This is a genomic window from Psychrobacter sp. HII-4 (genome assembly GCF_904846595.1).
Taxonomy (GTDB): domain Bacteria; phylum Pseudomonadota; class Gammaproteobacteria; order Pseudomonadales; family Moraxellaceae; genus Psychrobacter; species Psychrobacter celer.
The window spans coordinates 1-1,469 of the sequence record NZ_CAJHBJ010000088.1; the positions used below are offsets into that span (position 1 = coordinate 1).

The following is a 1,469-nucleotide window of genomic DNA, read 5'->3' on the forward strand; positions in this document are numbered from 1 at the left end:
GTTGTTTATAGGTCTGTTTACCTTGTGTATATTCAGTCCACAATATTTCATTGTTAAGACGTTTGCCACCTAAAAACTGCCGATCACAAGTTAGGCATTTGTACTGTTGTTTTCCTGATTTGTGACCCTTCTTTTTAATGTGTTTTTCACCACAAAAAGGGCAGTTTTTTGATTCATGGCTTTCAATCCTTGCAAATACTTATAGTATATAGCTTTAAGGGCTGTATCAGCCTGAATTTTGTCCATTACACCGGCTTTTACAAAGTTATTCATGAGTCGTATAATTGTAATGCTTAAAACAATAACGAAAATATTACTGTTACAGATAGTAGAACCTTAGCTGAAGAGTTTTCTAAGCAATTTATAGAGCTCTATAAACAACAAAGTTAATAAACGTATGAATATTGACATTAAAGCCCTGTGCTTTAGAGTTCTAGAACAAAGAGTTATGACCAATTAATCTAAAAAGGAGTTTTTAATTTGGTTAAGTGTAGGTTTTAGTTTGCTTAATGGACATGATACATTTACATTTAGGAGTGTAAGTTGATTCAAACATTTGAATATAGTTCTCTGTATTATCTTAATCAATGGTTGTCCTATGATAGAGATTATTGTTTAGCCCTTTCGGGTTCTAATCAAAAAGAAAAATTATCTGCATTGAAAAGTGCAGGAGGGTTTTATAGGGTAGCAAGAAATCTACCAACTGCTTTTGATGAAAAAATTGGTATAGAGCGGTATCAGCCTGTTTTAGATATTATAGATAATTTATCAATTGACCAGTTTGAAAAAGATCCTGTTAAAAAAATATTAGAAATTGAAACTGAAATATCAAATAAATATGGTAACAGAGGTGTGTTATCTTTGACTACGAAATTTCTCTGGCTTAAATTTAAATCTCCAATATTAATATATGATTCACAAGCTCGAATTGCAGTAGGATCTAAAAATGGTGATTTACAAGATTATTATGAGAACTGGCTAGCTGAATTTGAAAATCACAAAAAAGAAATCCAAAGTGTTTGTACAATATTATCTAGTTTAAGTTTATATGCAGTAGATCAAAGGTTTGCTGACAAGAAATACATAGATGAAATAAGTTCAAGTAAATGGTTTCATGAAAGAGTTTTTGATATTTATCTATGGAGCAAAGGGAGCAATGCTTGAAAGCTCACTTCAGTGAAATTTTTACAGTTGACTATCGCTTCGGAGTTATAGGCAATCATTGATTTCTGCTTAGTGGAGCGTTATACAGATTTTTTAAAATATTATAAGCCAAATTAACAACTATTAAGGAGAAGTGTATTACAACTTCAAAAGTAACCTATCAAGGCGACTTGCGTACTATAGTTAAATCTTTATAAAATCGATACAGCCCATATCATGAAACAGTTTAGGTAAATTATTCTCCATCCACCCTTGGCGCAGAAACTTAGCCTGTGCCCACTTCTTCTCGATAGGGTTCAAATCAG

General features: G+C 31.9%; 2 protein-coding genes. One reads left to right on the plus strand and one right to left on the minus strand.

Annotated elements, in window-relative coordinates:
- Nucleotides 1-90 precede the first annotated feature (90 nt).
- Nucleotides 91-273, minus strand: coding sequence for a hypothetical protein (locus JMX98_RS14360; protein ID WP_201587397.1), 183 nt, complete (start codon nt 271-273; stop codon nt 91-93).
- 270 nt (nt 274-543) lie between these two features.
- Here JMX98_RS14360 and JMX98_RS13810 point away from each other — a divergent pair, with 270 nt between their 5' ends.
- On the plus strand, nt 544-1,164 hold the full coding sequence (locus JMX98_RS13810; protein ID WP_201587398.1) for a hypothetical protein: 621 nt from the start codon (nt 544-546) through the stop codon (nt 1,162-1,164).
- Nucleotides 1,165-1,469: the final 305 nt, after the last annotated feature.